Origin of the sequence: Actinotignum schaalii, from assembly GCF_028864145.1 — a bacterium.
GTDB classification, from domain to species: domain Bacteria; phylum Actinomycetota; class Actinomycetes; order Actinomycetales; family Actinomycetaceae; genus Actinotignum; species Actinotignum schaalii_B.
This window is the reverse complement of sequence record NZ_JARBHJ010000015.1, coordinates 23,605-46,985: the sequence shown is the minus strand read 5'-3', so window position 1 is coordinate 46,985 and position 23,381 is coordinate 23,605. Positions and strand designations below refer to the sequence as shown.

Below are 23,381 nucleotides of genomic sequence, written 5' to 3'. Positions count from 1 at the left end.
AGCCCGCGGGGGGGACAAGCTGGGGCGGCTGAAAATCGGGGCCGCGGCCTTTTTGACTGAGACACAAAATCAAAAAAAAAAAAAAAAAAAACCCCCCGCCCCGCCGCAAAACCCCCCCCCCGCCCCCGCGCTCGCTACTGCTGTGTTAGTTTTACTTCTCCGCGATATCTTCGACGATATCCTTGGCCTGGTCAGCCGCGTGCTGCGCGGCTTCCTTGGCCTTATCGGCTACATCTTCAGCCGCATCCTTGGCTTCGTGTGCGCCTTCCTTGACGGCATCTTCAGCCCGGGAGCCAGCACGCTTGGCTTTGTCCGCTACGTCGCCAGCTGCGCTTGCGGCGTCGTTCGCAACATCTTCCGCAGCTTCCGCAACCTCCTCAGCACCGGCCTTCACGGAATCTTCCACATCTTCCGCGGGAGCCTTCACGCCGTCCACATCTTCCCAGTAGGCTTCCGCCCAGGGATCCTCCGTGGGCTGGGAGCGCTTCCACAGGTAGTAGACCGCAACCCCAAGGCCGCCAACCAGTGCGATCGTGCCGAAAACTCGGCCCTTCCCGCGGGACTTCTTCACCGGTTCGGGAGTCTGAATCTCACGCGAGGCCACCCGCGCGATCTTCTGGCCGCGTTCGGCTACGGTGCCCTCGCCCTTGGCGGCCTCGGCGGCGGCGTGCAGGGCGCGCTGGGCGCGCGGGAGGTAATCATTGCGCACGTTCTCCACGAACTCCGAAGCGTTATCGCGGGCCTGCTCCACGTAGGGCTTGGCCTTCTCCGCAAGATCGTTGCCCACGGCCTTCGCCTGTTCCACGTACGGCTTCGCCTTTTCGGCCAGCTCCTGGGCGCGTGGTGCCGCCCATTCGTAACCTTGATTGGCGTAATCGCTCAGGCGTTCACCGGCCTGCTTCGCGTAATCCTGGAAATCGGACGCGGCGCTCTTTGCCTTGTGCTCCCACTTCTTCTGATTCCGCTTCCCCTTGAGCTGGGCTTTCTTTGCGGTGCGTTCGGCCTGGCTGCGCAGGTCATCGATTTTCGCCATAATGGCGTCAACCTCCCGCTGCGCTTTCTTGGCACGCTTGTCCGCGCGGCTTCGTCCACAAGCCATCGTTGACCTCCTACCGTTGAACCACAGAATTCTCCTGCGATTGAGTACCCCTCTATTGTTTCACTTTTCGCCCCCCATTTGTCACGTGAATCACGTTTGCTTTTCGCGTGGCATAAAACCATGAGGTGTGCGAGACTTGAGCGCATGGAAGCAATTTTTCACACAAGCGAAGGCGATATTCGCGTCGAACTCTTCCCGAACGAAGCGCCCGAAACGGTCGCTAATTTCACCGGACTAGCTCGCGGTGAACGCGAATGGACCAATCCCGCCACCGGTCAGGCTTCGACCGATCCGCTGTACAACGGAACGATCTTCCACCGCGTGATCTCCGGTTTCATGATTCAGGGCGGGGATCCGCTCGGTAACGGCACCGGTGGTCCCGGTTATACGTTCGACGACGAAATCGCTCCCGGCCTCAACTTTGATGCCCCCTACGTGCTGGCCATGGCCAATGCCGGAACCCGCTTCGGCAAGGGCACCAACGGTTCGCAGTTCTTCATCACCGTGGCACCCACCCCGTGGCTGCTCGGCAAGCACACCATCTTCGGGAAGGTTGCCGATGAGGAATCCACCAAGGTTGTGGATAAGATCGCCGCGGTTCCCACCGGCGGAAATGATCGCCCGCTCAATGACGTGGTGATTTCCTCCGTCGAGATTATTGACTAAGCAATACGCAAAATTCCGCATACGTGATGAGCGGGGTGGTACCCAGGTACCGCCCCGCTTTTGTGTGCTCTGCCGGCGGCGATGCTCGCCGCGCGCCAGAACACTCACTCAACACTCATCCCAACACTCAACTCAACACTCACATACATGAGTGTTGAGTTGAGTGTTAAGTTGAGAGCTCGTAGGATGGCGCTATGCGCATCCCCACAACAAGCGAGGAAACGGGCCGTCTTATTGAGGGTTTTCGCCAGCAAGGGCGCGATTCTCAGCACATCGAAGTGAAAGCGGCCGCCCACGGCTTGCCCAAAAGTATCGTGGAGACTCTCTCGGCATTCAGCAACGGTTCGGGTGGCTTGATTGTTCTTGGCCTCGATGAGGCCCGCGGCTTCACGCCGGTTCCTAAGTTCCCGGCAGCGCGGATTTACGATGCGCTCGCGGGGGTGTGCAGCGATAGCCTCACGCCACCGGTCCGCGCGGATATCGCCATGGTTCCCTATGGAGACACCACTGATGGAGAAACCACGCTGGTCATGGCCGCGATCCCGCCGCTCCAGCCGCGCGATAAACCCTGCTATGTCACCACTCGCAATGTGTACGGCGGATCCTATATCCGCACCGGCGATGGGGACCGCAAACTTTCCGCCTACGAAATTGATCGCCTCCTGGAAAACAAAACACAACCGCATTGGGATACCGACCTGGTGGAGGAAGCCAGCCTCGATTCCCTAGACCCAGACCTCCTCCACGCGGTCCTAGAACGCGAACGCCTCAACCACCCGCGCATTTTCGGGAAACTTCCGGATGAAACCGCGATGGAGCAGCTACGTATTATCGGAACTGGCCCGGATGGGCAGCGCCATCCCACCCTGGCTGGTCTGCTCTGCTTAGGTACGTATCCCCAGGAGTTCTTCCCTCGCCTCACGGTTACCTACGCGGTTTACCCGGGATCAACCAAAGCTTCTTCGCTTTCCGGGCAGCGGCATCTGGACTCGGGGACGCTGGCGGGTCCCATTCCCGCCCTGGTGGCCGACGGTGTCGGCGTCGTCGCAAAAAATATGCGGGTGGGTGGCGTGGTGCGCGGTGCTTTTCGGCATGACCTTGTGGATTATCCGCTCGTTGCGGTGCGTGAGGCGCTCACGAATGCGCTGATGCATCGCGATTATTCTCCGGTGGCGCGCGGTACGCAGGTGCAGTTGAACCTCTACGCGGATCGTTTGGAGGTAATCAATCCGGGTGGGCTATTCGGCACGGTCACCATTGATTCCCTGGGTACAACCGGACTCTCCTCCACACGAAATCAATTCCTGGCTCGGCTGCTGGAATCTACGCCCTTCGAAGAAGGTGGTTTTGTGGCGGAAAACCGGGGGAGTGGCTATCAGGAAATTATGACTCAGCTGGAGCGGGAAATGCTTCCCCCCGCGCGGCCTGTCGACCGCCTGGATAGTTTTAGTCTGACTTTCGAGCGCCGCCGCATGACACCCGCGGAGCAGGGTGCCGCTGCGGGGACCTCCTCGCGTGAACGTATTCTCGACTATTTGCGCACGCATGCCAGCGCCACCAGCCGTGAACTGGCCGGAGCTGCCGGAATTAGCCTGGGCGGCACCCGAGCGGTTCTTAATACGCTGGTTACCGAGGGCGAGGTGCAGCGCACCGAACCGAAGACGAGCCCGAAGCAGCGTTACCGCCTCGCTCAACCTGGCATTTAGGTGCACTCGCGGCTCGGCGTGCGGGAACACTCACTCAACACTCATCCCAACACTCAACTTAACAGTCACATACATGAGTGTTGAGTTGAGTGTTAAGTTGAGAGCTTGCTGGCTACACCTGGTTCCGCATCTATCCGGTACCGCGCCTATCCGGTACCGTCCACCCGGTCACACCCCCGCGCCGTCCGGTACGCTTGATTCAGAGTTGTCGAGCGGGATGACCGCGCAGAGAGGCCGAAAGTGCACAACGTTCCCAAGAAGCGCCGTCTTCAGATCCGCAAACCCATCCCCTATGTCACCATCACGCTTATCGTGGTTAATGTGGCGCTATTGCTGACCCAATGGCTCGACGCGCGCGTGGGGCAGGTCCTCATTTTCTCTCCCGGCATCGCCCACGAGGAGCCCTACCGTTTCATCTCCTCCACGTTCATGCACGCTGGCTTCACGCATCTGCTTTTCAATATGTATGCGCTGTGGCTGATCGGTTCGGTGCTGGAGCGCATGATCGGCTGGTGGCGTTTCCTGGGGTTGTACCTGCTCAGCGCGGTGGCCGGCAACGTCATGGTCCTCTACACCGTCTCCACCGACATCGACTACTACACCGGCACCGTCGGCGCATCCGGCGCCGTATTCGGCATTTTCGCGGCGATGTTCGTGGTGCTGCGGCGTTTCGGCGGTAGCTTCACCCAAATGGCGGTGGTCATCGCCATTAACCTCGCGATCAGTTTCCTGCCCGGCACCAATATTTCCTGGCAGTCTCACGTTGGCGGCCTCCTCATGGGCGCGCTGCTTATGGCCGTGATTTCTCGCCGGCGCCGCGTCTCCCGCGCGCTCACCGCCCGCGATATTGCCGTGTTGCTGCTCGGTGCGGCATTCCTGGTGGCAGCGATTTTCTTCGGGTACCGGTAGGGGAGCGTCAAGCTGCGCCGTCGTTCTTTCTTTGTACGACGACGCCGCCACCTCGCAATCCGCACCCAAATAACATCGATGTAATTATCCACAGGGTTATCCCCGGCTGGGGATAACAGACCCCTGAGCTGGGTGTGTATTCCGGGTTGTACCGGCTATCCCCGGCGACTTCGCGACAGTGCGCAGGGTCACTTATTTTTCAACGTATGTGCCTATATTCTGAAAATTACCTGGGAGCATAGCGCTGATCGAAGGAGACACATATGCGCACAACAGCACTCATGTTGGCGGGAACGCTTCTCGCCCCGCTGGCAGTCCACGCCCTGCCGGCCACCACCCCGAACGAGCCGGCCCGGTTGGTCTGCAATGCGGGGAAAATGTCCCCGGACCAGCTGCGGGCTTGCCTGGCGAAAGCTATTAAAGATCGCGATGCTATCGTTGCCGAACTGGAAGCCAAGGGCATTGATGTGGCCGAAGCGCGCGAGCTCGCGCAGGAATGGGCCAAGGCTGATACGGAGCGTAGTACCTGGGAAGTGCGCTATAACAACGAAAAGTATTACGTCGATAACTTTGATGAGATCAAGAAGAAATACGATGATGCCGTTGCTAAACTGGCGGCAGCGCAGCGTGCATTTGACCAGGCCCAGGCAAAATACGATGCAGCTACCCAGCCCGATTCGGCGGCCGTGGCCGCGGCGCAGCGCCAGATGGATAGCGCGAATGCCGCCCTTGAAGCATCCAAGCGGGAAGCTCAGGCCCGTTGGAATCGTGGATCGCTCGGATTTTTCGAGGCCATGGGAGATACGGTGGCTGTTGAGGCTTTCTCTCAAACGAGCACCATCAACGATGTCCCGATTCCGCAATACACCAAGCTCGGGCAACCCGGGGATGCGACGAATCTTGATCTCATGCGCGAATCGATTCACCGAGTGGATAAGCTCAATGAGCTGCGGGCACGCCACGGGCTCGCCCCGCTCAAGATTTCCTCCGGGCTTATGGCTCATGCCCAGCTTAACGCCAATGTGAATGTGCACGGCGGCTTCTTCGATCACGTGGGGGGCTTCAATTACGGCGAGAATATCGCTGCCATGCCCAGCCGCAGTGGGGATCCCTTCACCTTGTGGTACGACAAGGAAAAGGCTGAGTATGACCGAGGCGTGCGCGGCCCGAGTGTGGGGCACTACGTCAATATTATTGATCCGGGCTATGTGACCACCGGCTTCGCCATTGCGGATCCCGATCAATTGCCCTATTACTTCTTCGGGAACACCTTCGCGAGCAAGGGCATGATTGGCGATCAGTTCCTGCCCGGATACACCACCGCGGAGTACCTGGCTCGCCTGGACGGATACATCAGTAGCGCTCGCGAAAATATGACCCACGGGACCCCTGAAGCCCGCCGCGCGGTGGTGGAAGCGCAGGATGCTTTCCAGCGCGCGAACGCCGGCAAGGAAGATCCGGCCGCGCGCGAAAAACTCGACAAGGCCCGGGAAGCCCTGGAGAGTGCTCGCAGCGTTCACTTCGTTGCCAAGCACTCCTACGATGAAGCACTCAAGGCGCAAAAGACCTTCCCGGAAACCAAGAAGGCATGGGAAAAGGCCGTGGCGCGTTTCAAGGATGTTGATGCCAAGATGGCCGAAGCTGGCGATCTCATCGCTAAGCTCGCGAAGGCCGAAGCCGAGGTGCTGCGCGCCCAGGAGCGGGTGAACCAGATCGATACCCCGGTGCGTCCGGCCGATACCGGCAATGTTTTCTACGTATCGAATGACTGGACATCCACGCAGGCATCCTCGGTGTTCTCCTACGGCCGGGCGCGCGATGAGGTGCTCGTCGGCGATTGGAACGGGGATGGCACGGATACTTTCGCGGTGCGCCGCGGAAACATGATCTACGTGAAGAACTCCGTGGATGGCGGCGCCGCTGATATTGCCTTCAGCTACGGGCGCGTGGGCGATGAGATCCTCGTGGGTGATTTTGATGGCGATGGCCGCGATACCTTCGCGGTACGGCGCGGTAATACCTTCTACGTTCTCAATTCCCTCCACAGCGGGAACGCGGACCAGGTCATTAACTACGGCCGCTACGGGGACACCGTGTACGCCGGTGACTTCAACGGCGACGGTGTCGACACCTTTGCGGTGCGCCGCGGGAGCACCTACTTCGTGAAGAACCACATTTCCTCGGGAATCGCGGATCATGTATTCGCCTACGGGCGCGCCGGTGATGCCACCATCCTGGGTGATTTCGATGGCGATGGCCGCGATACCTTCGCGGTGCGCCGCGGCAACACCATCTACGTCAAGAACTCGCTGGGTGCTGGGAACGCCGATTCCGTTCTCAGCTACGGGCGCGTGAGTGACGAACTGTACGTGGGTGATTGGGACGGTAACGGAACCGATACCCCGGCGGTGCGGCGCTAAGCACGAACGCGCGGCGCTAAGTTCGCCCGCTAACCAGGCGTAATGCGCCAACTAACGCGAACATAAACAATAAGGGGGCGGCCCGCCACATGGCGCGGCCGCCCCCATATTTGTCAGCAGTACTAGCGGTACTCCTAGATCGCCTCACCCAGGCTGGTGCCGACGGCGCGCGCCGCGGCCACCCAGGGGTGATCCACCGGGACCAACTTGTCCTTCCCGGCCACATCCTCGAGCGGCACCGGCACGGCCTGCCCGTTCTGGGAGGCGATCATCACGCCGGATTTCCCGTGCGCCACCACATCGGCGGCCGCGCTCCCCAGCACGGTTCCCAGCAGCCGGTCCGCGGCGTCGGGAATTCCCCCGCGCTGCACGTAGCCAAGGATGGTTACGCGTGCCTCCAAGCCGGTGGCCTCCTCCAGCTGCTGCGCCACCAGGAAAGTAGATTCGCGCTCGTTTTCCTCAATGGAACGCCGGTGGCTCTTCGCCGCCTCTTTCGCCTCCGGGGTGGGGGCGTGGCGTACTAGGTCATTGGCGGCGGCCAGCTGGGCTGCCACCGGAATAGAATGCGCGCCTTCGGCCACGGCCACCACGGAGAAAGGCCGCCCATTTTCCGCCCGCCGCCGGATCGACGCCGCACACGACTCAATCGAATACGGGATCTCCGGGATGAGAATAATATCGGCACCTCCGGCAATCCCGGCACCCAGCGTAAGCCACCCGGCCCGATGCCCCATCAGCTCCACCACGATAATGCGGTGATGGGAATGGGCGGTGGAATGGAGCCGGTCAATAGCATCGGTGGCGATAGACAGCGCCGTCGAAAAACCGAAGCTGGTGTCCGTGTGCATGATGTCGTTATCGATGGTTTTGGGCAGGTGGATAACGGGCAGCCCGGCCTGCGCCAGCCGATTCGCGTTCTTCGCGGTCCCGCCCCCGCCGATGCACACCAGCGCATCGATATGCTCATCTTCGAGGTTCTGGGCGATCTGCGGAATCATATCCACGTACCCGCCGTTGCCGTCCGGGAACTTATGAACCTTATCGCGCGAGGTGCCCAGCATCGTGCCACCCTGCGTCAAAATCCCGGCCAGCGAATCCGAATCCAGCGGCATATAGCGGTTATTGACGAGCCCGGTAATACCGTTGCGGTACCCCACCAGCTCCATGCCGTACTTGCCCATCGCGGCTTTACCAAACCCGCGGATGGCGGCATTGAGGCCAGGGGCATCACCGCCGGCAGTGAGGATACCGACCCGCTTCACTGCTTTCCCCATCGGCTACTTCCACCCCATCGTCATGAGGAAGCCCACGATCATGAAGCCGAAGCCGAGGAACAGATTGCCGTTATTCCACCCCGGAATGGGGAAACGGCCACCCGTCACGTAAGCGAGCACCACCACGATAAGGCCGATAATCATGAGCGTACACATGACCGGCGCCCACCAGCTCGGCGAGCGGCGATCCTTCTGCGCGACCTTACGGGAGCGCTTCGCCTCATCCTTTTCCCGAGTGGCCTGCGCCGCAATATCGCGCTTGGTGCCGGGGCGGCGCACGTCCTTCGCCGAGGGAGCAGAGCTCTTGCGCGACTTCCGAGCCGGGGCAGCGTTGCCGGTGGCTTCCGAAAGTTCGGGTTCGTCAAACTGTTGATCTGTCATGTTCTACCTTCCGCGGTTCCTTCCGCCCCTAAGCCTAACGAAGTAACGCGCCCGGTGGCGCGCTCAATCGCGCGATTCCTCTGGTATTTTTTCACAAAAGCCGGCGCGGGGCCATGTGCACGGCCGCTGGCGGGTGGCGCGCGGGCGTAGCGGCGTCGTCGTTCCTAAAAGTGAGGGGAGTTATCTCACCGCATTTTTCGAGCCGAAACCACTATTCTGTTTCTAGTACGAATCCGGTGGCAGTGGAAGGTGAGACTATGCGCGAACAGCAGCCCGAACGAGGGCGCCGTGCGGGAAGGCGCGCGGCGGAAGGAAACGCGGCTCGCGCTCCGCGGCACGAAGCTGTGGGGCGGTACCGCCCGGCTACCGCCAGTGCAGGTACGACGCCGCAGCAGCCTGCCGCGCCGGCCGCCACCGCCACCGTCAGCACAACCCGGGCAGGCGCACCCGCCCGGCGCCGCGGCGGCATCCTCAACGCAATTATCGGCGTGATCGGGGAGCTGCTCATTACCGCGGGAATCGTGGTGGGCCTCTTTATCGTGTGGCAGGTCTACTGGACTGACCTGGGCGCGAACCGCGATCAGGCCCAGCAGATCGAAACCGTCAATAAGCAATGGGGCGATCCGCGCGGCACCACCAAGGTGGGGACCCCGCGCACCGACGCCCCGCCGGCCCCGGATCACGTAAATCGCACGGGTGACCTGGAAGGCATTATTTACATCCCGCGCTTCGGTGCCGATTGGCGCTACACCGTCAAATACGGGGTGGACCTGGAAGCCGTGGTGGATACCGGGAGTTTTGGGCATTACCCGGATACCCAGTACGTTGGGGAGATCGGTAATTACGCGATCACCGCGCACCGCCAGACGTACGGCGCGGCCATGCGCGATGTGCCTGAGCTCCAACCAGGCGACCCGATTATTGTGCAAACCAAGAACGCCTACTACGTCTACAAGGTCACCGAGCATGAGGTTGTGCCGCCCACACAGGTAGGCGTGCTGGCGCCGGTACCGAATAAGCCGGAGGAGGCGCCCACCCAGCGCATCCTCACCATTACCACCTGCCATCCGCCCTTTGTGTCCAGCGACCGCTGGATTACCTACGCCACCCTCGATCATTGGGTCGACGCCGCCGAGGGCGCCCCGGCGGAGCTGGTGAAGTAAAAAGTAGGCGGTCGGCTCGCCCCGGGGTGGGCACTAGCAGATATACGTGAAGAAGAAACGGAGCATGCAATGTACGGATTTATTTGGCGGCACCTGCCCGGCCCGACGTGGTTGAAGGTCATCGAGGCCCTTATCATTATCGCCGCGATTGTTTTCGCGCTCTTTGAGTGGGTTTTCCCCTGGATAAATACCGTTTTCCGCCCGCAGGATACCACCATCACGCAGTAGCTGGGCCACGGGGTTAGCCGGACCACAGCTAGCACACGGTAGCACGGTACCAGCCCCTGCGGGGGCGGTACGTGTTGTCAGAGCTGTACTTAGTATGTAAGACACGTGCAGTACACTCCGGAAAAGACACCCCTGCCCGCCGGCTAGAAAATAGGAAAGCGGAAAGCCGGCGGGCGGGGTGCTCGGATAATGCAACCTCTCGGCATGAGCGCCGGCAAATAGCAACACCACAACGCGATAGCTTGTAAAATGCAACTTCTCGACGCGGAAGGTCTCAGAAAGCAACGCCTCAGCACACAGGCGCTGCAGAAAGCAACACTCTGGGCTAGGAGCTCACAAAAAGCAACGCCAGCGCACGATTTGGAAAAGTTAATGTAGTTGTGGTTGCATTTTGCGGACCGATCCGCGAGCGACCCGGTTCCCGGTAGCTACTTACCCGTTCCCCTGCCCGGTAGGTGCGGGGTTGGGGTGCGCGCCGCCCGCGCCACCGTTACCTCCCGATCCGCCAGAGCCGGAACCACCAGAACCGGAGCCGGCGGGCGGAGTGCTCGGGGTGGGAGTGGGTGCCGGGGCGATGCCCACGGTAATACGCATCTCGGTATCGCGCTGAACCACGGTGCCCGGAGCAATGCTCGCATCCACGACTTTGCCGACCTTCGCCGGGTCGGTGACCTCCTGCTCGCTTTGGCCCACGACCGTGAGGCGAGCATCGCGCAGCGCCGCCCGCGCTTCATCTACGCTCATTCCGCGTACATCCGGAACTGCCACATTGCCGCTGGCTACCTGCAGCTTCACGGTACTGCCCGGCTTCACGCTTTCGCCCACATTCGGGCTGGTAGACACCACCCGGTCGCGGTCCTCGCTCGGGTCATTAACCTGCTCCATACCGCCCACGGTCAGCCCCGCCGCGCGTAGCGCCTGGGAGGCCTGATCCGTGCTCATCCCCACCACATCGGGAACCTGCACGGCGGACGGACCGGAGGAGAAATGCAAGGTCACGCGACTGCCCACATCCACGGTGCTCCGCATCGCCGGATTGGAGGACACAACCAGCCCCTTGTCCACGGTATCGCTGGACACATCCGTGCCGCGCACGAATTCCAGGCCCAAGCTGGTGAGCTGTTGGCTGGCCTGCACCTCGGTCCACCCCACCATATCGGGGATCGCCACCTGCGCCACCGCGGTTTCGGTGGGTTGCGGTTCGGCGGAGTCGCCCCGCCCGGACAGGAAGAACCAGCCCAGGATCCCCAGGGCAATAACAAGCAGAGCCACCCCGCCCCAAATGAAGGGCGCACTGGACTTCTTCTTTACCGGCGGTTGCGCTCCGGTTGCCGTGGGGTCATAACCGGGATAGCTCCCGGTGGGGTAGCTGCCCGTGGGGTAGGCCCCGGGGTAGGCGCCCGTCGGGTACCCACCCGGGTAGGTGGGCGCGCCGCCCGGCTGCGCCGTCGTACTAGAAATCGCACCTGCACCGGCACCGCCCGCACCGGCACCGCCCGCGGCACCTGCACCGGCACCGCCGGCGCCCCCAGCGGTCGCGGTGGGATAAGCGGTGGTGGAGGCGGGGCGGGCGTTAGTGGCCGAATAGGCTTGCGTAGCGGCCGTCGCGGCATTCGCCCCGGCCGCGCCAATACCGGCACCGGCAACACCAGCCGCGCCAACACCAGCCGCGCCAATCGCCCCCGCCCCGTAAGCATTCCAGGAGGAAACCGCCGGGGCGTCCACGCCTTCCCCACGCGCCGCAGCCAACAGGTCCGCGCGGAATTCGGCGGCGTCCTGGTAGCGGTCCTCGCGGCTCTTCGCCAGGGATTTCATGACCACGCGGTCAATGGCGTCCGGGATATCGGAAGCGATCTGGGAAGCCGGCTTGGGAGTTTCAGAAACATGCTGGTAGGCCACCGCCACCGCGCTATCACCCACGAAGGGCGGGCGCCCGGTGAGCAGCTCATACAGCACGCAGCCGGTGGAATACAGGTCGGAGCGCGCATCCACCACTTCCCCGCGCGCCTGCTCGGGGGAGAGGTACTGGGCGGTGCCCACCACGGAGTTCGTTTGCGTCATCGTGGCAGCGGAATCGGCAATCGCGCGGGCGATCCCGAAGTCCATGACCTTCACCTTGCCGCCGGTGGTGAGCATAATATTGCCCGGCTTGATATCGCGGTGAATGATGCCTTCGTGATGGGAGTATTCCAGCGCGGAAAGCACCCCCACCACGATCTGCACGGCCTCCCCGATGGGTACCGGGTCCCCGCCGTGCAGCAGGGAGGCCACGGTGCGGCCCTTGACGTATTCCATGACGATATAGGGCAGCGCCAGCTCGGTGCCGCTCGCGGAAGTCACGGTTTCTTCCCCGGTGTCATACACGGACACAATGGAGGGGTGGTTGAGCGCGGCCGCCGATTGCGCCTCACGCCGGAAACGGGCCAGGAAGGTGGCATCCTGCGCCAGGTCGGTGCGCAGGATTTTAATCGCTACCGTGCGTGAGAGCCGGGTGTCGTAGCCGAGATGTACTTCGGCCATACCGCCTCGACCGATGATCTCGCCCACCTGGTAGCGGTTGCCGAGTACGCGGGGGATATCATTCACGTCGCGTCACCTTTCTGCTGAGCATCTGCTTAGTTCACCTTAGCTTCAAGTACTGTGCGGGCAAGGGGGGCGGCAACGGAGCCACCGTCGCCATTCCACACGGCATTGCCCGAATTTTCGACCACCACGGCCACGGTATAGGCCGTGTCCCCGATGGTCGCATTCCCCACGAACCACGCGTGCGGGGGGATATCGTTCGTGATTTCCGCGGTCCCGGTTTTCCCGGAGGTTTCAATCCCGGGGAGGGTGAAGAGGTACCCGGTGCCGTTCTTGACCTCATTGACCATCATCTGGTGCATATAGCCCGCGGTTTGCTGGCTCATCGCGCGGGAGAGCACTTCCGGTTCGCTTTCGCTCACGGGTTCGAGATCCGCGGTGAGAGTGCGGCGCACCAGATTCGGTTTCATCACCACGCCGTCATTGGCAATCGCCGCACCGACCATCGCCATCTGCATCGGGGTGACCCGAATATCGCGTTGGCCGATGGAATCCATGGCGAGCGCCGCGGCGTCCGCGGGGGCGGGGAAACGCGAAGCGGAAACGGGTAGCGGCGTGGAAAGCTCGCTATTGAAACCGAATTTTTCGGCTTGCGCCACCATTTTTTCCGGGCCCACCGCGATCCCGCCGATCGCGAACGGCGTATTGCACGATTGCGCGAACGCCTCGGTAAGCGTAACTTTCCCGGAGCCGTCTCCGCAGGCGGCCTGCCCCGGATTCCACATATCGTGCGTGGTCCCCGGCGGCACGAAGGTGCGGGGGGCCTCCACCAGCGAATCTGGGCTCAGCCCGAGGTTCTCAATCATCGCGGTGGCGGTAAGCAGCTTGAACGACGAGCCGGGCGCGTACTGGTCCCCGCCGGTCGCCCGGTCGATGAGCGGCGTGGTGGGATCGGTTTCGAGAGCCTGATAGTTGTCGCGCGCGGCCGCGGTATCGTGCGTGGCCACGCCGTTCGGGTCGAATCCGGGGGTGGAGACCTGCGCCAGAATATCTCCGGTGCGGGAATTAAGTACGACGACGGCGCCGCGCTGGTTACCCAGCGCGGCGGCTGCGGCCTCCTGGAGCTGGGGATCGATAGTGAGCTCAACGCCCCCGCCCTGGGGTTGGGAGCCGGTAATGAGCTCTTCGATACGTTGACCGGCCAGGGAGGAATCCGAGCCGCCCAGGACCGGGTTCATGGCGCGTTCCAAGCCCGTCATCGAGTTATGGGCGATGGAGTAGTAGCCGGTGAGATTCGAATAAATCTCCGGGCGCTCGTAAACGCGCAGGTAGTTGTAGGCATCGTCGATGGGCTGGGAGGAAACAATGGATTCCCCGGCCACGATAATGGGACCACGCTGGGTGCCGTATTCGCGGTAGAGCGTCCGCACATTCCACGCATTGGCGTTGAGGCTGGCGGCCTGGAAGAACTGGATCGCGGTGGTGGAGCCGGCCAAACCTAAGAACATGACCGCGAGGACCGCGACGAGCTGGCGGATAGGGCGATTCACGGGCGCACCACCTCTGTGTGGGCGTCGCCGCCCGCGGGTCGGGAACCCGCGGCCGCCGTGTGAGCCCCGCCGGTGGAGCTTTCCGCGCCGCGCGGGGCGCGGCGCGCGTCGTCGTCGCCCTCACTAACGCCCTCATCGGCGTTCCCGCGCAGGATCGCGAGTTCATCGGTGGTGGGCAGCGGGCGTGCTTCTTCCGGGCGGCGGGCGGTGTGCGACATGCGGATCAGCAGCGCGATAATGATCCAGTTCGTCAGCAGTGCCGAGCCGCCGTGCGCGAGGAAAGGCAGGGCCAGGCCGGTCAGCGGGATAATGCGCGTCACCCCGCCGATAACGATGAAGCATTGCAGCCCGAGCACGAAAGACAGCCCGGAAGCGAGGAGTTTGCCGAAGCCATCGCGCGATTCCAGGGCAACCCGCATGCCGCGACTGATGAGAAGCAGGTAGATGCACAGGATGGCACCCACGCCCACCAGGCCGAGTTCCTCGGCGAAAGAGGCGTAAATGAAATCGGAATGCGCCGCGTAAACCAGGTTCGGGTAGCCGCGCCCCAGCCCCGCCCCGAAGAGCCCCCCGGAGGCCATGCCGAAGAGCCCCTGAACCACCTGGTAGGAGCCGCCGACGGCGTCGTACAGTTCCGGGTCGAAGGGGTCGAGCCAAATCGCGAAACGGGCCTGCACATGGGACACGGTTGTTGAAATGAACCACACCCCGCCCACGGTGAGGAGCGCGCCGATGGCCAGCCAGGAGACCTGCTCGGTCGCCACCCACAGCATCGCCACGAAAAGCCCGAAGAAGAGCAGCGCGGTGCCGAAATCGCGTTCAAAAACGAGGACTCCCATGCACAGCGCCCAGGCGATGAGAACCGGGAGGATATGGCGGGCCTTAGGGAGGCGAATTCCCAGGATTTTCGGGCCGGCGAGCGCCAGGTTATCGCGTTCGGTCACGAGGTAGGCCGCGAAGAACACCGCGAAACAGATTTTCGCGACTTCGGCCGGCTGGAAGGACATCCCACCCACCGCGATCCACAGGCGCGAACCGTTGAGGGTGCGGCCCAGCGGGCTGAGCGGGAGGAGGAGCAGCACCACCCCGGCGATGAGCGAGGTCCACATGTAATTTTGCAGTACCCGATAATTGCGCACGAGCAGCACCGTGACGGCGAAAAATACCAGCGCGCCGGCGGTGAGGATGAGCTGGCTGCGGGCGTGATCGGTATCCGACGCGGCATCCACCCGGTAGATCATGGCCAGGCCCAGCCCGTTGAGGGCGATCGCGCAGGGGAAAAGCACCGGATCCGCGTAGGGGCACAGTGCGCGAATAAGCAGGTGGCAGGCGAATACCAGGGCGGCGCCGGCACCCACCACCAGCGCGAAGCTGGGCGGCAGCCCGGTATTATCCAGCCCGGTCCACACCAGGTAATAGGCGCCCACCCCGATGGCTCCGGCCAGGAGCAGCAGGGTGATTTCCGGCCAGCGGCCGCGGCGCGTGCGCGGGGGAACCACCGTACTCATCGGTTCTCTCCCGGGTTCGCGGGGGTGGGTGCGGCCGGTGCTGGCGCGGGTGCAGCCGGGGCCTCGGGTGCGGGGCTCGCGCTCGCGGGCGTGGGCGTTGCCGCGGCGCCGGGCGTAGCGGGCGCCGGCGTTGGCTCGTTGTTCTGGGCTTTTTGTTCTCGGAGTGCGGCGACGACGGCGCGCGCTTCGCGCAGCGAAGCGCGCGTGATGGGCGTGGCAAGGCGATCTTGGGCCACCGGGGTGAGGTCGCGGACCTGGAGATCAGTAGCTTCCGCCGCGTGGGAGAACTCCAGCGGGCCGAGCCGCTGCGGAATTCCCTGATAGATCGTGACGATGCCATTGTTATTGGCCACGTAGTAGCGGCTCTGGGTCCAGCGGTAAGCGCCGACAAGGCCGGCCACCGCCAGGGCCACGACGGTCAGAATAACCGCCAAACGCGCTCCCCAGCGCGCGCGAGGAGCGCCCTCCGCGCCCGAATCCCCGCGGCCCACACCGGATGTGCCGCGGCCCACACTGGACGCGCCGCCGGTGGCCCCGCTCGCCGGGCTAGTTTTTGCGGATTTATTCTTGGGGCCGGTGCCCGAAGGTGTGCCAGCGCCGGACGGGGCGCAGCTTCCCGACCTATCTTTTCCAGCCGGAGCCACTGATCCGTTTGTGCCCGCGCCACCATCAGCCGCAGTCGCAGCCGTAGCTCCCACGCCAGCGCCGGCCCCGGTACTAGCATTTTGCGTCAGCGTCGCCGCCTTGGCCGCGGCGGAATTACCCCCGCGGGTGGGCCGGCGGTAATCACGCGCCGCCGAACCGACCACAATGGGTTGGGAGGGCAGCGGGCTGGTGAGTGTGGCGTCGTCCACAACATCCGCAAGAATCACGGTGACGTTATCGGGGGCGCCGGCCGCCAACGCTAAATCGATGAGGTGTTCGCCCAGCTGGTGCAGGTCGGGGATCGCGGACATGGCGTGTTCGATGGTGTCGTGCGCAACCACGCCAAATAGGCCGTCCGAGCACAGTAGCCAGCGGTCGCCCACCCGGGCTTCCCGCACGGATTCATCCAGCTCGACCTCGCCGGGGGTATCTCCGAGCGCCCGCATAATCACATTGCGCTGCGGGTGGTGTTCAGCTTCCTCCGGGGTGAGCCGGCCGTGATCCACGAGGTACTGAACTAGAGTGTGGTCATGCGTGACCTGGCCGAGCTTGCCATCCCGCAAAAGGTAGGCGCGCGAATCACCGATATGAACCATCGCGAGCTTATTCGAGGCCCGCAGCATGGCGATGCAAGTGGTGCCCATGCCCGCCATTTTCGGGTTCTCCGCAACGAGCTCGAGCATATCGTCATGCGCGGCTTCCACCGCGCGGCGCAGCACCGGCAGCAAATCATCGGCGGCGTGCACATCATCGACAGCCACCAGATGCCCCACCGTGACCGATGACGCGATATCTCCGGCGGCCGCCCCGCCCATTCCATCTGCCACAACGAGCAAATGAGGCGAGGCGTAGCCACCGTCCTGGTTATTGGAACGAACCAGGCCGACATCGGAAAACGCCGCGTAGCGTAGCTGAATACTCAAACTTGTAGCTCCATCGTGGTTTCCCCCACCTGAATGACAACGCCGGGGTCCAGCGCGGCCGTGCCGTTAATGCGGATCCCCCCTACCAGGGTACCGTTTGTTGAGCCCAGATCCTCCACCCAGCGCCGGCCCTCCGCCGCGAAAATACGGGCGTGATGCCCGGAGGCGTAGGTGTCATCCAGGACGAGAGTGTTATCCGGGGCGCGCCCGATATATACCGGTTGCGAGCTGAGCGGCACCGCGGTTCCCAGCAGCGGACCGCCGGTTACCACCAGGTAAACGGGCCGTTCAACCGGCGCGGCAGGCGGCGCGGGGGAGTCGTTTTCCGCGGGGGCGGGCGCGTGCATGCTGCGGCGTCGTGCCGAAAGAAGAGAAGAACGACGCCGCACGTCCGTTCCCAGCACATCGCGGCGCACCGTTAGCACGACGGCGAAAATAAACAGCCACAGCAGCGCTAGAAAACCGAAGCGCAATAAGGTTATTGCGAGATTCATGAGGCGGAAGCCGTTCCAGTCCAGAACATAATGTGGGTGCGGCCGATGGTGATGGTATTGCCGTCCACCAGGGTGGCCGCGCTAATGCGGTGACCTTCCACGAAGGTGCCGTTGGTGGAGTTGAGGTCCGTGGCGATCACGCCATTCGGGGTGACTTGCAGCTCGAGGTGGTGCCGGGAGATGCCCGAGTCGTCCACGCTGATATCGCAATCGGAACCGCGGCCGATAATCGCGGTGGTGCCGGTGAGGAGGTAGCGGTCCCGCCCCACCTGGATGAGCGGGTTCTCCTCCGTGCCGGCGCTGCGAGTGGCCGGGGCGATGGCTCCGCGCTGCGTGGTTGTCCGGGTGCGTGCTGTTCCTTCGCGCAACTGGGGATCCTCCTCGAATGTGATCTCAATGGGGCCGACGAATAGATAGTCCTGTTCGGTGGCGTATTCCACCGCGGAGCGGGCGAGTTCCTCGCGGAGCGCCTCCTGGCCCCAGGAATCCACCCGGGCCAGATCCGCCGGGGCGAGCGCGACCGTGAAAATATTGGGGGCAACGGTGCGCTCGCGGGAGAGTTCGGCAGCGTCACGTGTCATGGCCTTTTTAATATCGGTGAGGATCTCCACCGGTTTTAGCTCGGACTGGAAAACACGAAACGCCCCGGCGACGGCGTTCTCCACTCCCTTTTCAAACTTCCCGAGGGCACCCATGGCCCTGCCCCTTCCCTCTGCAATGTCGGTTCTGCGGTTCTATAGGCGACTGTAATCGCCCGCGCCGGTGCGCCGCTACCTTCCGCGCCGTGAGCGGAGCGGAAGGTGGGGGTGGTGGGGGTGAGGACCGTGTGGAGCGCGCGGACCGTGCGGGGGTGCTGGTGGAGGCGCGACGGCGCAGCGCTGGCGGGGCGGTGCTACGTACCCGCAGGTGCTCTGGCTGTGAACGACTGCTGGCGCTGGGATGGCGGAAACTGCCGCGCTGCGACGCGTCTCACGTAAATTCGTGCTGCAAAAACTTGGACTAATCGCGGATGAGACGATAAGCTCATACGTGCACTTGCTCAAGTGGCGGAATAGGCAGACGCGCACGGTTCAGGTCCGTGTGCCCGTGAGGGCGTGGGGGTTCAACTCCCCCCTTGAGCACCACAGTTGGTCATGGCAATAGATTTCCGTGATATCGCGCCACAAATCGGTAGCATCACACCGTGGTAGTAATCCCTCAGTTATTTTGGTTTACCCATTTCAACTCTGGACGGCAGCACCGCCGGACTGCGATACTCAATACGTAGTTGGCCTCGGACTAAACCGGCACCCAGCTACCCGCCCGCGGAAGCGGTAGCGGTTAAGGCGACACTGATTTTCGCCTTTACAAATAACGAGCCGCTCGGGTGCGGCTCTGTGCTTTTCGCATGCCGGCTCCGGGTCGTGTTGCTGAGGGTTCAACAGCGATCCCACAACAGGGTGCAAATCTACGCACCATTTTGGCCTGATTTCTGCTCTGAGTTTGCACTACGCGACCCTGACCGTCCGGAATTTGCACTATGTTTACCCCGGACTCGGTGACGAGCCTTCATCGCGAACAAGTGTGCGTGTGAGTACCGTTTTCACCTGATTCCATGTTCCTCACGCACACTTTGCGGGCTGCGAGGTTCGTGACGCACACTTTGCGGGGCCTGCTGGATTTTGGCACGCGCGCGGGCAATATCGCGAGCGCGTAGGCCGCCGAACCCGGTATGTGTTTTCCGGAGTGTACTGCGGATGTCGTACATACGAAGTACAGCTCTGACAACACATAGTCCCTCCGCAGGTACAGGTGTGACTCCTGAGATTGGAGTTATAGGGCACCCGGTTTATGGTTCTTTGGCTTATCGGGCACTCGGTATACGGAACGCTCGGCTTTCGGGCGCGTGGCTACCGAACAGAGTTGCGCGCGGCCCCCGAAATTTCTGTGCTACGATTTCGCCCATGGGCATTCAACTATTCCTCTAGATCGGCGTGGCGCCTCGCGTTGAAGCGCGGCAGTCACGCCAGGTCACGCACGCAGCACTCACCGGTAGGTACATCGGCGCCCTCGCGCCAGCTCCTCGTACCGCCGCAACTTTTGCGTGCTCCGCTCAGCTCCAGCCCCGAACCCGCTCGGCTCTAGCTCGGCTTCGGATCCACATCCTGATCCAGCTCCACGGAATATTCGAATCACAGCATCTTGAGGAATCCCATGACCCAGCCCTCGGCCGCCTCCACATCCACCCCGCATATCTCCCGCTTCGCCGGCTTCCGCCCGCGTTCGCTGCGCTTCTCCGAAGAACATATTCACGCCTACCCGAATCGCCCCCTCGCGTTCCTCCTCGCCGTTGGCCGCGAAAATGCCGGGGTGATCGCACTGACCACGCTCATTGCCTGCCTGACCTCGGTAGCAAGTGTCAGCCAAATTCACTTCGTCGGGAAAATGCTAGATTCCGGGCTGGAGCACGGCATCACGTCCGAGCTCCTCGCTCCGGCGGGGGCCTTCGTCGTCGCCACCCTTGTTCTTGCCCTGACACTCTGCACGGAAATCCCCGAAAATGTGATCTGGATGCGCACGATGATTAATCCGCAGCGCACCCTCGCCGCCCGGCTTTTCCCGCGCCGCACCAATCTGGAGATGCAAACGGGCGACGTCGTCTCCGTGCTCAACTCGGATACCTATATGGTCGGCTCGATGTTCATCAATACGCCGGCAACGCTCGCGTCGTTCCTATCCTTTGGGCTGGTGGCCGTGCTCATGATGCGGATGAGCGTGCCGCTCGGCCTCGCGGTGATTATCGGCCTGCCGCTCGTTATGGCGGTCATCTCCTGGATTTCGCGCGTCATGGCCAAATGGCGTGAACCGCTGCGCGAAGAACAGGGCAAACTCACCACCCTGGCAACGGATGGCGTGGTCGGGCTGCGGGTCATGCGCGGCGTCGGCGGGGAAGATTACTACAATGCGCGCTACCGCGAACAATCGGAAGCGGTCAAAAAGGCCGGTTTCGACGCCGCACCCTCGCGCGCTCTCATGTCCACGGTTACGAACGGCGGTCCGCTTATTTTCCAGGCGGTCATCGTCACCGTGGGAGTGAGCATGCTGCTGAGCGGCCACCTCACCGCCGGCGAACTCTTCGCGTTCGCCGGCTATTGTGCCATCCTCTCCATGCCGATCGTCATGTTCGCGAGCTTCGCGGCGACCGCGGTGGGCGCCTGGGTGAGCGCCAAAAAAATCACCCGCGCGCTCGCGGCAGAACCGCTGCTGCCCGATACCGGTACCGTGATTCCCCCGGCCTGGAGCACCGTGTCGCTGTACGACGCCGCGGCGGACTTGCACATCGAAGCCGGGCGTTTCACCGCCGTGGTGGGCGCGAACGTGGAGGAGGGCACCGCCATTGCGGCAAGGCTCGCGCGGATGAACGACGACGCCGACATTCACCTGCGCTGGCCCACTACGCCAGCTGACGGTGAGGCGGGCGAGGCGCTCACCCCGGGCGACGCCCGCGCCGTCGATATTCCCCTGGATGAACTGCGCGCCCATATCCGCTATTCCGGGCCGGTTGCTGATCTTTTCGCCGGTACCCTGCGCGAGAACCTGCAGGGCGAGCACGCCCCGGAGGTTCCGGCCCGCACCCTCGCTCAGCTTTTCGAGGATTATTCGAGCGGGCAGGCCGGCCACCAGCACGCCCCCGCGGATACCAGCGCCGATGATCGCCTCACCGCCGCGCTGGCCGCAGCCCAGGCCCGCGATGCCGTGGATTCGCTGGGCGGCCTGGACGGCGCGGTGACCGAGCGCGGCCGCAATGTGTCGGGTGGGCAGCGCCAGCGCCTGGTGCTGGCCCGCTTGCTGGCCAGCGACCCGGATATCGCCATCCTCGTGGATCCCACCTCCGCGGTGGATTCCCACACCGAGGCTCGTATCGCGGCTGCTCTAGCCAGGGCTCGGAAGGGGCGCACCACCGTGGTTGTTTCGGCATCGCCGCTGGTGCTGGGGGCGGCTGACGTCGTCGTTCTTATTCGTGACGGTAAAGAAATCGCGCGCGGCACGCACGCGCACCTACTCGACCACCCGGACTACCGCCGCATCGTGGTGCGGGAAACCGGAGAGGAGCTGGCATGATCCTTCCTATCGCATCGCGCCGTTTTTCCGTGCGCGCCCTGCTGCGCATTGTCCGCGGGCGCCTGGGTGAATTCAGCCTGGTCGTGGGCCTGCAACTAGTGGCGGCGATCGCGGCCGTCATCTCGCCTATCGTGATCGGTCGGGCCATAGATATCGCCGGCCACCCGGAAGCAGCCGCCCGCGCGGCCGGGCTCATCGCCCTGATGCTCGGAGCGGTCGCGGTCCATACGCTGTTCACGTTCCTCGCGGACTTGCGCGCGGAATATTTCGGCAACCGCATCTTCGCCCAGCTGCGTGATGGCGTTGTGCACGGCATCACCCACCTGCCCCTTGACCTGGTGGAAAGCGCCGGTTCCGGGGATCTCCTGGGCCGCACCACGGACGATATCACCCGCGTGCAATTCTTCATCCAACGCGGAATTTCCAGTCTCGTGGTGCTGGTGACCACCGTCTGTGTTTCGCTGGGCGCGGCGCTGCTGGCGGCCCCGGCCCTCGGCTGGACGCTTTTCTTCACGGCACTGGTGGTCGCGGTGGTGCGCTGGTTCCTGCGCCGCATCGTCCCGGTGTTTCAATCCGGGAGCGCGGTGCGCGCTGCTTTCGCGGGTTCCGTTTCCGAAACCGTGACTCAAAAAACCACGGTGGATGCCCTCAACCTGGGCCGGGTGCGCCTCGGGCGCCTGGGCACCTTCATCGAGGAACACGTGCGGGTGGAAACGTACGGCGCGGGGATTGTGTGGCTGTTCCGCGCCGGCGTGGCGCTGTCCGTGTGGCTGCCGGTCTTGGTGACGCCGCTGGTGGGTGCGTTGCTCATCCCGCGCGGCGCCGCCACCCTTGGGGAAGTCATCACGGTCACGATGCTCGCGATCCAATTGGCGGGCCCGCTCGAAGAGCTTGGCTGGTTCATCACCGAATTGCAGTATTCCCTGGTGTCTTTCGCCCGCATTTTCGGCGTGGATACGGTTCCGCCGGAGTCGCGCCCCGAGGTGCCGCGCGGAACGGACGTCGAATTGCGCGGGGTGCGTTTCCGTTACGGCCGCACCCAGCACGACGACGCCGGGCCGAGCGAGCCACGCGCCTACGCGCTCAAGGGCGTGGATCTGGAGGTGCGCAGCGGGGAGCATCTGGCTATCGTGGGGCCCTCCGGGGCGGGTAAATCAACGCTGGCCCGGTTGATTGCCGGTATTAACCGGCCCGAATCCGGAACCGTGCGGATTGGCGGGGCGGATGCTGTTCGGATCCGTGAGGATCACCTGCATTCCACGGTGTCGCTGGTGACGCAGGAACATCATGTATTCGTGGGAACGGTGGCCGATAACCTACGCATGGCCCGCGCGGATGCCAGCGAGGAGGAGATGCGGGCCGCGCTCGCGGCCGTGGAACTGGATCTGCCGCTGGAGGAGCGCCTGGCCGGTGGGGCGCGGGAGCTTTCTCCCGCGCAGGCCCAGCAGCTAGCGCTGGCGCGCATTATTGTGCTCGACCCGCAGATCCTTATTTTGGATGAGGCCACCGCAATGTTGGATCCGAATGCGGCGCGTTCAGCAGAGCGCGCCCTGGCACGGGTGCTGGAAGGGCGCACCGTTATTTCCATCGCGCATCGCCTCTACAGTGCCCATTCCGCGGACCGGGTGGCCGTCATGATCGACGGGCGGGTTGCTGAACTGGGCAGCCACGATGAGCTGGTGGCGCGCGGCGGGGAATACGCCCGGCTGTGGGAGATGTGGCAGGCCGTCGATGCGCCGGAGGTGTGAGGCGAGGCTACGAGTTTTGCACATACCCTGTGGAGTATTCGTG

17 protein-coding genes and 1 tRNA gene are annotated in these 23,381 nt (G+C 63.3%); 9 read left to right on the top strand and 9 right to left on the bottom strand.

Annotated elements, in window-relative coordinates; all coding sequences use genetic code 11:
- Nucleotides 1–151: 151 nt before the first annotated feature.
- A complete protein-coding gene (locus PWJ82_RS04620) occupies nt 152–1,099 on the bottom strand; it encodes a hypothetical protein (protein ID WP_274735535.1) in 948 nt (315 codons plus the stop codon).
- A 144-nt stretch (nt 1,100–1,243) separates the two neighbouring features.
- On the opposite strand from PWJ82_RS04620, the gene PWJ82_RS04615 reads away from it, so the two are divergent.
- The 4 genes from PWJ82_RS04615 (at nt 1,244) to PWJ82_RS04600 (ending at nt 6,800) form a co-directional block, all read left to right on the top strand.
- The gene (locus tag PWJ82_RS04615) at nt 1,244–1,765 is read left to right on the top strand and encodes a peptidylprolyl isomerase (protein WP_016442080.1); all 522 of its coding nucleotides are present in this window, start codon (nt 1,244–1,246) and stop codon (nt 1,763–1,765) included.
- A 194-nt stretch (nt 1,766–1,959) separates the two neighbouring features.
- Entirely contained in the window at nt 1,960–3,471 is a 1,512-nt protein-coding gene (locus PWJ82_RS04610; protein ID WP_274735533.1) for an ATP-binding protein, read from the top strand.
- Between the two features lie 240 nt (nt 3,472–3,711).
- Nucleotides 3,712–4,380 carry a rhomboid family intramembrane serine protease gene (locus PWJ82_RS04605; protein WP_274735532.1) on the top strand — a complete coding sequence of 223 codons (669 nt, stop codon included), beginning with the start codon at nt 3,712–3,714 and terminating at the stop codon, nt 4,378–4,380.
- 263 nt (nt 4,381–4,643) lie between these two features.
- Entirely contained in the window at nt 4,644–6,800 is a 2,157-nt protein-coding gene (locus PWJ82_RS04600; RefSeq protein ID WP_274735531.1) for a CAP domain-containing protein, read from the top strand.
- 134 nt (nt 6,801–6,934) lie between these two features.
- On the opposite strand, the gene PWJ82_RS04595 is transcribed toward PWJ82_RS04600, so the two are convergent.
- Together PWJ82_RS04595 and PWJ82_RS04590 are read right to left on the bottom strand one after the other, a co-directional pair.
- On the bottom strand, nt 6,935–8,074 hold the full coding sequence (locus PWJ82_RS04595; RefSeq protein WP_016442084.1) for a 6-phosphofructokinase: 1,140 nt from the start codon (nt 8,072–8,074) through the stop codon (nt 6,935–6,937).
- A gap of 3 nt (nt 8,075–8,077) precedes the next feature.
- Nucleotides 8,078–8,455: a cell division protein CrgA gene (locus PWJ82_RS04590; RefSeq protein ID WP_126135064.1), complete on the bottom strand. Its 378-nt coding sequence runs from the start codon at nt 8,453–8,455 to the stop codon at nt 8,078–8,080.
- 257 nt (nt 8,456–8,712) lie between these two features.
- Between PWJ82_RS04590 and PWJ82_RS04585 the strand changes: the two genes are divergently transcribed.
- On the top strand, nt 8,713–9,618 hold the full coding sequence (locus tag PWJ82_RS04585; protein ID WP_274732499.1) for a class E sortase: 906 nt from the start codon (nt 8,713–8,715) through the stop codon (nt 9,616–9,618).
- Nucleotides 9,619–9,687: 69 nt separating this feature from the next.
- Nucleotides 9,688–9,846 carry a hypothetical protein gene (locus PWJ82_RS04580; RefSeq protein WP_164545900.1) on the top strand — a complete coding sequence of 53 codons (159 nt, stop codon included), beginning with the start codon at nt 9,688–9,690 and terminating at the stop codon, nt 9,844–9,846.
- A gap of 432 nt (nt 9,847–10,278) precedes the next feature.
- Here the strand turns inward: PWJ82_RS04580 and pknB are convergent, their stop codons facing one another.
- The 6 genes from pknB to PWJ82_RS04550 are packed head-to-tail and all read right to left on the bottom strand — an operon-like array spanning nt 10,279 to nt 18,184.
- Nucleotides 10,279–12,432, bottom strand: coding sequence for a Stk1 family PASTA domain-containing Ser/Thr kinase (pknB, locus tag PWJ82_RS04575; protein ID WP_274732496.1), 2,154 nt, complete (start codon nt 12,430–12,432; stop codon nt 10,279–10,281).
- A gap of 29 nt (nt 12,433–12,461) precedes the next feature.
- Nucleotides 12,462–13,919 (bottom strand): penicillin-binding transpeptidase domain-containing protein, encoded by a 1,458-nt coding sequence (locus tag PWJ82_RS04570; RefSeq protein ID WP_274732494.1) that lies wholly within the window; start codon nt 13,917–13,919, stop codon nt 12,462–12,464.
- Nucleotides 13,916–15,427, bottom strand: coding sequence for an FtsW/RodA/SpoVE family cell cycle protein (locus tag PWJ82_RS04565; RefSeq protein ID WP_274735530.1), 1,512 nt, complete (start codon nt 15,425–15,427; stop codon nt 13,916–13,918). The genes PWJ82_RS04570 and PWJ82_RS04565 overlap by 4 nt, the downstream gene beginning before the upstream one ends.
- Nucleotides 15,424–16,995, bottom strand: coding sequence for a PP2C family protein-serine/threonine phosphatase (locus tag PWJ82_RS04560; protein ID WP_274735529.1), 1,572 nt, complete (start codon nt 16,993–16,995; stop codon nt 15,424–15,426). Before PWJ82_RS04560 ends, PWJ82_RS04565 begins: the two co-directional genes overlap by 4 nt.
- Nucleotides 16,992–17,489 (bottom strand): FHA domain-containing protein FhaB/FipA, encoded by a 498-nt coding sequence (locus PWJ82_RS04555; RefSeq protein WP_126135058.1) that lies wholly within the window; start codon nt 17,487–17,489, stop codon nt 16,992–16,994. Before PWJ82_RS04555 ends, PWJ82_RS04560 begins: the two co-directional genes overlap by 4 nt.
- On the bottom strand, nt 17,486–18,184 hold the full coding sequence (locus PWJ82_RS04550) for an FhaA domain-containing protein (RefSeq protein WP_126135057.1): 699 nt from the start codon (nt 18,182–18,184) through the stop codon (nt 17,486–17,488). Before PWJ82_RS04550 ends, PWJ82_RS04555 begins: the two co-directional genes overlap by 4 nt.
- 342 nt (nt 18,185–18,526) lie before the next feature.
- Between PWJ82_RS04550 and PWJ82_RS04545 the strand changes: the two genes are divergently transcribed.
- The 3 genes from PWJ82_RS04545 (at nt 18,527) to PWJ82_RS04535 (ending at nt 23,338) form a co-directional block, all read left to right on the top strand.
- Nucleotides 18,527–18,613 (top strand) — tRNA-Leu (locus tag PWJ82_RS04545).
- Nucleotides 18,614–19,682: 1,069 nt separating this feature from the next.
- A complete protein-coding gene (locus tag PWJ82_RS04540) occupies nt 19,683–21,590 on the top strand; it encodes an ABC transporter transmembrane domain-containing protein (RefSeq protein ID WP_274732487.1) in 1,908 nt (635 codons plus the stop codon).
- A complete protein-coding gene (locus PWJ82_RS04535; RefSeq protein ID WP_274732486.1) occupies nt 21,587–23,338 on the top strand; it encodes an ABC transporter ATP-binding protein in 1,752 nt (583 codons plus the stop codon). Before PWJ82_RS04540 ends, PWJ82_RS04535 begins: the two co-directional genes overlap by 4 nt.
- Nucleotides 23,339–23,381: the final 43 nt, after the last annotated feature.